Genomic DNA, 8674 nt, shown 5'->3' with positions numbered 1-8674 from the left:
CGACAAAACCGGCAACCCCCACCTACGCTCCCTGGCCCCTACGACCACTAACCACCCACACCCCTTGGAATCAATCATCTAGGCTGTCCTCGACGGGGCTCCGCGGTCAAGCTGCGTCTAATTGCTGGCATTCTCCGGGCGATGCTCACAGTGGTTTTCCAGCGGGAAACAAGGGGCCGCGTGGGTCGGGGTGGAAGCGTGTGGGCGGCGCCCTCGGAGCGGCGAATGCATCCGCTGCGACGCGAAGGCGCCCATGATGACGATCCGACGACCGAAAGGCTGGAACCATGACCGACTACATCGCCGCCATCAACTTCCCTGAGCGCAGCAAGACCTACGAGGCCTTCAGCAAGATCAAGGCCGACTCCGAGCGGCTCGGGGTGGTCAGCGCTGCCCTGGTCGAGATCGACGAGAACGGCCGGGTCACGGTCCCGGAGGGCGAGGACGCGCGCGCCGGCCTGGGGATGGGCGCCGGCTCTCTCATCGGGGTCCTCGTTGGCGCCCTGGGCGGACCCATCGGGATGCTCCTGGGCCTGGGGGTCGGCGCCATGACCGGCGCCGCCGTCGACGCCGGCCGGGCGGAGGCCGGGGGGCTCGCCGTGGCGACCCTTGCCGGGACGCTGGCCCCGGGGACCAACGGGATCCTCGTCCAGACCTCCGAGCCCGGCAGCACGGCGCCGCTGGACGCCGTCGTCGCCGAGCAGGGCGGTGCGATCGTGCGCCGCCCGCTCGACGAGGTTCTGGGCGAGCTCGAGGCCCGTCAGGCCGCCGAGGAGGAGGCCGCCCGGGCCGCCCGCGAGGCGCTGCGTGAGCGCAAGCGTCAGGAGCGCAAGGAGAACCTGGACCAGCGCATCGAGGCCCTTCGGGCCAAGTTCGGTCGCGCCTGACGTGCGCACCGCCGTCCGGGACAGGATTTCCGTCCCCGACGGCGTCGAATGTCCCCGCCCGGAATGACACCCCCCGACCGTGCGCAATGTCCCCGTCGGTGGTGGGACGGTGGGGTCAGGTGGCCGGGGCCGCGGGCTCAGGAGGTGGGGCCGCGCCCGGCGGCGCCTGCTGGTGCCCGTCGGCGGCCGACTGTACTGCCGACTGCGTGACCGACCGCGCCGCCGCCCCGCCGATGGCCGCCCTGACCGACGGGACGATGAGGAAATCAGTACCGCGACGGCGCCGAATCGGGGACCATGGATTCATGAGCGCCGCCACTTCCCTCCCGCCCTCCCTCAACGACATCGTCTTCCACGTCCTGGACCCGCTTGAGGCAGTTGAGCGGGACATCTTCCTCACGCGCGCCGAGGCCTGGTACCCCGACCTCCTCGACGGGCTCACCACCCTCTACGGCGACGCCGCCGAGGAGGAGGCACTCAACCTGCTGGCCCTGGCCGCCCGGGCCTACGCGGAGCGCGACTACGAGCTGCGCCGCCTGGACCTGGCCCGCACCCTCGATCCCGCCTGGGCCCAGCACCCGGGCCGCGTCGGCTACGCCGCCTACACCGAGCGCTTCGCCGGCACCCTGCGCGGCGTGGAGGACCGCATCGACTACCTGCGCGAGCTGGGTGTCACCTACCTCCACCTCATGCCCCTGCTCACCCCGCGCCCCGGCGACTCCGACGGCGGCTACGCGGTGGCCGACTACCGCACCGTGCGCCCCGACCTGGGCACCATGGAGGACCTCGAGCACCTGGCCGGCGAGCTGCGCGCCGAGGGCATCTCCCTGGTGGTGGACCTCGTCCTCAACCACGTGGCCGCCGAGCACGAGTGGGCGGTACGGGCCCGCGCCGGCGAGCAGCGCTACCGCGACTACTTCCTCATCTTCCCCGACCGCACCGAGCCCGACGCCTACGAGCGCACCCTGCCGGAGGTCTTCCCCGACTTCGCCCCCGGCAACTTCACCTGGGACGACGGCGTGGGCGGCTGGGTGTGGACCACCTTCAACTCCTTCCAGTGGGACCTCAACTGGCGCAACCCCCGCGTCATGGCCGAGTTCGCCGGCATCGTCCTGGACCTGGCCAACCGCGGCGTCGAGGTGCTGCGCCTGGACGCCATCGCCTTCACCATCAAGCGCAAGGGCACCGACTGCCAGGGCCAGCCCGAGGTCCACGCCATCACCGAGGTCCTGCGCGCCCTGACCCGCATCGCCTGCCCCGCCGTCGACCTCAAGGCCGAGGCGATCGTCGCCCCCACCGAGCTCCTCCAGTACCTCGGCCAGGGCAAGTACACCGGCAAGGTCTCCGACCTGGCCTACCACAACTCCCTCATGGTCCAGATCTGGTCCATGCTCGCCGCACGCGACACGACGCTGGCCGTCGAGGCCCTCCAGAACCTGCCGGTCGAGCCCTCCACCGCCACCTGGATCACCTACCTGCGCTGCCACGACGACATCGGCTGGGCCATTGACGACGACGACGCGGCCGCCGTCGGCCTGTCCGGCTACGACCACCGGTCCTTCCTGGCCGACTGGTACAGCGGCGAGTACCCCACCTCCGACGCCGCGGGCCTGGTCTTCCAGCACAACCCGGCCACCGGGGATCGGCGCATCTCCGGGACGGCCGCCTCACTCATCGGGATCGAGGCCGCCGCCCAGGCCTGGGAGGGCGTCACCGACGAGACCCCCGAGCACGAGGCCGAGGCGCTGTGGACGTGGCGCGAGGAGCGGATCCACGCCCTGCGCATGGCCCACGCCATCGTCTACGGCTGGGGCGGCATCCCCGTCTTGTGGAGCGGGGACGAGCTCGCCCAGCCCAACGACCCCAATTGGGACACCGAGCCCGGCCACGAGGCCGACTCGCGCTGGGCCGGTCGCCCCCGCCTCGATAAGGCCCGGCTGGCCAACCGCCACGACCGCTCCACCGTCGAGGGGCGCGTCTTCACCGACCTGGCGCGGATGGCGCAGGTGCGTGCCGGCCTGCCCCAGCTCGACGCCGCCGTGCGCACCCAGGTCCAGGACGTCGACGACCCCGGGGTGCTGGTGACCTACCGCGACCACCCGCGCGGCAGCTTCGTGGGCGTGTACAACGTGACGCCGCAGTGGCGCTCGGTGGCCGCCGACCAGCTCGCCCGGCTCGGCGTCATGGGGGCCACCGACGTCCTGACCGACACGGTCCCCTTCGGCTCCACCACGCTGGACGGGGCGGGGGACGGCCGTGTGCCCGTACCGCCCTACGCCGCCTGGTGGCTGGTGCGCCCCACGGACTGACGGTCTGGGCTTTCATGTAACCACGCCCGGAGCGACGAGCGGGCTGTTGTGTCACAAATGGAGACTTTTCGGTCGGCGGCTGTGCTCACAGGGTCGATGCTGAACGCATATGCGCAGGTGAGAAGCCTGCCGGTAGAGACCAGACGAACGACTTGTGTATGAAAAGTCGCCAATCGTGACACCGAAGGCCTATTTGGGGCTGAGATCGCAAAGCTCGGGGGCCGAGGTGGGCTGCCAGGGGGAGGTTGGGTCGGCCTCCTCGATGGCGGCCGCCGGCTTGGCCGAGGCCCTGGGCGGGACGCCCGCCCAGGTGGAGAACGCCGCCGAGATCGCCATGGAGCATAACTTGGCTCACCTGCGACCCGGTGGGCGGCCTCGTCCGGATCCCCTGCATCGAGCGCAACGCGGCGGCCGCCGTCAAGGCCATCAACGCCGCCCGCATGGACCTGTGGGGCGAGGGCCGGCACGCCGTCAGCCTCGACACCGTCGTTGAGACGATGCGCCAGACCGGCGAGGACATGCTTGCCAAGTACAAGGAGACCTCCCGCGGCGGCCTTGCCGTCAACGTCGTGGAGTGCTGAATAAGTCGCTCTGCAGGAGATAGAGGCGACCATAGGTGCAGTGGTGAGCGCCGAGTCGTCGAGGTCGTACCTTATGCCTCGCGTTCGTACCCTTAACCCCCGAACGCAAGGCCTACCCTACGAACGCGACGGCGGCCTACGCTGTGTTGTCTCATGACATCTGAGACACTGAGGCTTATTCACAGCGTCCGCCGAAGGTGCTGTGACCTGCGCAGATGTCGGCGCCGGCTAGTCCTGTGAATAAGCCTCCTCGACCTATCGTGAACCGACGCGCTTCGGGGGCCGCAGCGTTGCGCTGCGGCCCCCTTCAGTGTCCAGCCCGGGTCAGCTGCTCTGGGCGGTGCTGGACTGACTGCTGGACTGGCTGTTCTGGTTGCTCTGGTTGCCGGACTGCTGGCCGTTGGACTGCTGCCCGCCACCGGGCTGCTGGCCCTGCCCGCTACCGGGCTGACCGCCCTGACCTCCCTGGCCTCCCTGACCACCACCCATGGGACCGCCCGTCCCGGCCGACAGCGCCGAGGCCGTCCCCGTCGCCGAGCCGCCCGACGACGTCGCCACCGTGTACTGCTGGCCCTCGGTGAGCCCCAGCACCGTGATCGCCTCAGCCGTGAAGTCCACCTTGAGCGAGGCCACCTGCGACCCGGAAGCATCTGTGACGGTGAGCGTGTCCCCCGCGCTCACCGACGGCGAGCCCGTCAGCCCCACGAGCTGGCTCTCGCCGTTGGCGTCCACCGAGCCGTCCATCGCACCGGCCTGACCCGAAATCACCACGATCCCGCTCTTGACGTAGGCCGAGCCGTTGGAGTCGATACCGTCGGAGGAGGCGTAGGAGACCTCCACCTCGCCGCCGCTGATCGTCAGCACCGAGCCGTCGTCGGACTCGGAGTCGGCATTCTCATGCCCCTCAATGACGTGATCGCCGTTGGAGGCGTTGATGCCGTCGTCGCCGGCCGCGATGGACAGCTCCCCGCCGGCCACGTTGATGAACGCCGCCTGCAGCCCCTCATCGGCCGCGTTGACGGTGACCTTCCCGGAGTCCTGCGTGTAGCTCACCCCGGCGTTGATGCCCTTGGGCGAGGGCGTCGAGGAGTCCGTCGTCGACTCCTGCCCGGGCGGGGCCTGCTCCTCAACGGTGGCGTTCGCCTGGCCGCCGCCGGCCGTGACCGTCAGGGTCGTGTCCTTGACGGTGACGTCCGTGGTCGCCGAGATCGCGTCGTCGGTGGAGGTCAGCGTGATGCTCGCCTTGCCCAGGGAGACGAAGCCCTTCGTCTCATCGTCGCCCTCACTGGACTTCAGGGCGTCGTCGCCGGCCTCCACCGTCAGCGTCCCGGACTCCACCACCAGGTAGTCCTTGCCGCGCAGGCCGTCGTCGGCGGCCTTGACCTTGATGGTGGTGCTGCCGGTGATGATGAGGCCGTTCTTGGAGGAGATGCCGTCCTTGTAGGAGCCGGTCACGTCCAGCTGGCCGGTCCCGGTGACGGTGAGGGTGTCGGAGGAGAACAGGGCCGCGGTGGCCTCCTGCCCCGAGGCGTAGCTCGCACCGTCGGTCAGCGTGTTCTTGGAGTCCTTGGCCAGGACCACGATCGCGTTGCCGGCGTCCTGGATGTCGATGGCCGGCCCGTCCGAGCTCGTGATGCTCGCGCCGCTGAGGACCAGGCGCACGTCCGCCTTGGGGGCGTTGACGACGATCCGCCCGTTGCTGAGCTCGCCGCTGATGACGTAGGTGCCACCGCCGCTGATGGTGACGGTGCCCCCATCGACCTTCACGTTGCTCGACGCCGACCCGCTGGCCGAGGCCGACGACCCCGACAGCGTGATCGTGGTGGCCGACGACGTGTCCGGGGTCCCGGCGTCGTCCGCGGAGCTCGAGGCGTCCTGCACCGAGGCGTTCGCTCCCAGGATGTCGGAGACGCTCGCGCCGGTCGACGCCTTGGCGACCGACGAGGAGATCGTTGTCCACGTCGTGCCCGACTCACTCGAGCTCGAGGCGCTGGCGTTGCCGGAGGCCGAGGAGGTCGAGCAGCCGGCCGCCAAGGCGATCGCGGCCAGGAACGCGACGGCTCCGGTCGCCCGACGGCGGAGTCGGTGGAGGGGCTTGGTCGTCGTCTTGGTGGTTTTCATGGTGTCTGGCCTCTTCTTCTCGGGTTCTTCTCGGGTCCGGTGTCGGATCGTGGGTGGTCTGGGGCGGCGCTCAGGCGGCGATCGCGGTGGCGCGCATGGCGCCGATGCTCTCCAGGCTGGAGCGGTCGGTGCCGAACAGGTCGGCGAGCTCGTGGGTCAGGGTCCGGTACCACCGGTTGGCGGGCAGCTCGGGGTGGAGCAGTGCCATGCCGGTGGCGTACTTCGAGATGCGGGTGGGGCGGTGGCCGGCATCCCACAGGGCGCGGTCCGCAGGTGAGGGCGTGGCCGGGTTCTTCGTCTCGACGACGGCGACACCCGCTACCGCCACCGGCTCTCCGTCGTCGATGGCCTCGGTCAGGTGGACCGGGCGCAGGACCTGCGGGGCCCCGGCGCCGACGGCGGTCCTCTCGCGTGCCACCGGCGTCAGGCGCCGCCAGGTCAGGGCCGTGTCGATGGTGGCCCGGGCCTCGGCCTCAGGCAGGTGCAGGGTGGTGCGCTCATAGGTGGTGGCCAGCACCGGCCGCAGCGCGGCGGCGACCTGCTGGGCCGCGGCCGGGCCGGTGACCCCCGTGCTCGCCAGGCAGGCGGCCACGAAGGCGCGCCCTGGGCCGGTGAGGCAGGAGGCGTCGTCGGGGTGGTAGCCCATGCGCCGCTTGACGGTGGTGCCGCGTGCGCCACGGGTCTTGACCTCCAGGAAGCACAGGCCGGAGTCCAGGTAGGTGCGGGTGCGCACCTTGAAGCGCCGACGCCGCTTGCGAGCCGCGAGCATGAAGGCCTCCAGCCCCGGGGTGTCGAAGTAGGTTGAGGCGTAGGAGAAGCGGCGCCTCCCGTCGATGTCCAGGACCCGGGCGTCGGCGGTGAGGCCGTCCACGAGGCTCTGCGCGCGCTCCAGCGGCACCAGGTACTTGCGGTCCACCCGGGTCAGCAGGCCGGCGGCGCCGTTGAGCTCGGCGAGACTGGTGGAGGCCAGGTGGTCGGCGCTCAGGGGGGCCGACGTCGGAGCCTGAGGCGCCACGCAGGAGGCTGCCGGGGAGGGGCTCGCGGTCGTCATCGAGATCCTTGTCGAGATCGTCGTCGAGGTCATCATCGGGGGTCCTTGTCTGTCCTGGTCTGTCCTGTCGGGCTCGTTCGGACCAGCGGTCAGCGCGAGGCCACGGCGGCGGGTGAGGCCGCCTGGTTGCTGGAGCGAGTGACGTACTGGGCGGCCGGCGCCATGGTGAGGGGCTGGGCCTGGACGGCCTGGGGGCGGGCGCCGGTCTGCGCGGCGTTCAGGCGCGTGCCGTTCCAGGACTGGGCGGTCTGCGCCTCGCGGGCGACGGCGCCGACCGGCTCGGTGGCCGACTGCGCGGCGGGGACGGCGTCGTCGAAGGCCGTGGCGGTCTCGAGCTCGGCGGGGGTGTGGCGCGGCACCCGGAAGCGGACATCGACGGTGGTGGTGTCGTTGACCAGGTCGAGACGCTGGACCTCCACCGAGCGGACCTGCCCGCCCAGGGTGTGCTCCAGGTGGGCGATGAGGGCGGTCTCGTTGGTGATGGCGTGGTCGAGGACGATCACCTGGTGACGGTTGCGGCGCATGAGCGCGGGGTGGTCGCCGATCCACAGGGCGGCGACGACGGTGCCCATGAGGGCCGCCACCATCCCGATGGGCGCGGTCTGGATGCCGCCGAGCAGGCCCAGGGCCAGGGCCGCGAAGAAGTAGGCGACCTCGTGCTGGGCCAGCTCGGTGGAGCGCAGGCGGATGATGGACAGGACCCCGAAGAGCCCCAGGCCCAGGCCGGCTGCGACGCTCGCCGTCGACAGCAGCAGGGTGACGGCCAGGACGCCCACGTTGACGCCGATATAGGCGGCCATGAGGTCCTTGCGCGAGTGGCGTGGGGCGTAGAGGGCCCCGACCAGGACGGTGAGGGCGGTCAGGTCGGCGGCGATGTAGGTCAGGGTGGTCAGGCTCATCGGGAGGCTCCTGTCGGGTCGTTTTCGGACCGGTGACGGGGCCTGACCGCGGGGTGGGCAGCAGGGGTGCGCCCTCAGCGCGCCGCGGCGTTGTGCGGCTCCGTCCGTTGAGAAACAGTCAACGGGCGCATTCCATGAGCGCGCTGTGAACAGGGCATGGGGGAGGCATGACTTACCGCGCCGCGGCATGAGGCGGCCAGCAGCGCCTCCGCAGGCGGGTGGAGCCCGTGACTGGCGGAGGCGCTGGTAAGAGGTGAGGTGGAGGCGTGACGGGGCTGCTCAGGCCGCGAGCTGGCGCGACTGGACCTGACGCCAGTAGCGCCCCAGGTCCCGCTTGATGGTGCGGTTCCACCGGTTAGTGGGCAGTTTCCCGTGCAACAGGGCCATGCCGGTGGCGTACTTCGAGATGCGGGCCGGCCGGTGCCCCTGGTGCCACAGGAGGCGATCCGTGGGGGAGGCCGTGGAGGGGTTCTTCGTCTCGACGACGTTGAGGTGGCCCACGGAGACGCCTCGTTCGAGGCGCTTGCCGTCAGGGCCGAACAGGTCCCAGGTGAGCTGGGTGTCGAAGGTGGCGCGGGCCTCGTCGTGAGGCAGGTGCAGGGTGGTGCGGCTGTAGGTGGAGTCCATGACCGGGACGAGGGCATCGGCGATCGTGCGCGCCTCGTCGGGGGTGCAGGTGCCGGACTCCACGAGGCGCTCGATCACGAACAGGTGACCGTCGGGCGTGATGCGGTCGGCGTCGTCGGGGTCGTACTTGAAGCGGTCCTTGACCGTGGCCTCGCGCGACCCGTTGGTCTTGACCTCCAGGAAGCACAGGCCGGAGTCC

7 protein-coding genes and 1 pseudogene are annotated in these 8674 nt (G+C 70.8%); 3 read left to right on the top strand and 5 right to left on the bottom strand.

Going from position 1 to position 8674, the window contains the following annotated elements:
- The first annotated feature begins 287 nt into the window (after positions 1-287).
- On the top strand, positions 288-887 hold the full coding sequence (locus HMPREF2883_RS11745; protein WP_070662682.1) for a hypothetical protein: 600 nt from the start codon (positions 288-290) through the stop codon (positions 885-887).
- Between the two features lie 115 nt (positions 888-1002).
- Here HMPREF2883_RS11745 and HMPREF2883_RS14895 read toward each other — a convergent pair whose 3' ends face one another.
- The gene (locus tag HMPREF2883_RS14895) at positions 1003-1194 is read right to left on the bottom strand and encodes a hypothetical protein (protein WP_141759115.1); all 192 of its coding nucleotides are present in this window, start codon (positions 1192-1194) and stop codon (positions 1003-1005) included.
- On the opposite strand from HMPREF2883_RS14895, the gene HMPREF2883_RS11740 reads away from it, so the two are divergent.
- Both HMPREF2883_RS11740 and HMPREF2883_RS14415 read left to right on the top strand, forming a co-directional pair.
- The gene (locus tag HMPREF2883_RS11740) at positions 1193-3196 is read left to right on the top strand and encodes an alpha-amylase family protein (protein ID WP_070662679.1); all 2004 of its coding nucleotides are present in this window, start codon (positions 1193-1195) and stop codon (positions 3194-3196) included. The genes HMPREF2883_RS14895 and HMPREF2883_RS11740 overlap by 2 nt on opposite strands.
- Before the next feature lie 214 nt (positions 3197-3410).
- Positions 3411-3777: pseudogene (locus tag HMPREF2883_RS14415) on the top strand (L-serine ammonia-lyase, iron-sulfur-dependent, subunit alpha); the annotation flags it as partial.
- A 324-nt stretch (positions 3778-4101) separates the two neighbouring features.
- On the opposite strand, the gene HMPREF2883_RS11730 reads toward HMPREF2883_RS14415, so the two are convergent.
- The 4 genes from HMPREF2883_RS11730 to HMPREF2883_RS11715 all read right to left on the bottom strand — a co-directional run.
- Entirely contained in the window at positions 4102-5898 is a 1797-nt protein-coding gene (locus HMPREF2883_RS11730) for a carbohydrate-binding domain-containing protein (RefSeq protein ID WP_070662673.1), read from the bottom strand.
- Between the two features lie 70 nt (positions 5899-5968).
- Positions 5969-6949, bottom strand: coding sequence for a polyphosphate polymerase domain-containing protein (locus tag HMPREF2883_RS11725; RefSeq protein WP_070662767.1), 981 nt, complete (start codon positions 6947-6949; stop codon positions 5969-5971).
- Between the two features lie 89 nt (positions 6950-7038).
- Positions 7039-7848, bottom strand: coding sequence for a DUF4956 domain-containing protein (locus tag HMPREF2883_RS11720; protein WP_070662670.1), 810 nt, complete (start codon positions 7846-7848; stop codon positions 7039-7041).
- A 279-nt stretch (positions 7849-8127) separates the two neighbouring features.
- A partial coding sequence (locus tag HMPREF2883_RS11715; RefSeq protein WP_070662668.1) for a VTC domain-containing protein occupies positions 8128-8674 on the bottom strand: 547 nt, incomplete at its 5' end.

Origin of the sequence: Actinomyces sp. HMSC075C01, from assembly GCF_001812965.1 — a bacterium.
GTDB lineage: Bacteria > Actinomycetota > Actinomycetes > Actinomycetales > Actinomycetaceae > Actinomyces > Actinomyces acetigenes.
The sequence above is the reverse complement of the archived record's forward strand: the minus strand, read 5'-3'. Positions and strand labels throughout refer to the sequence as shown.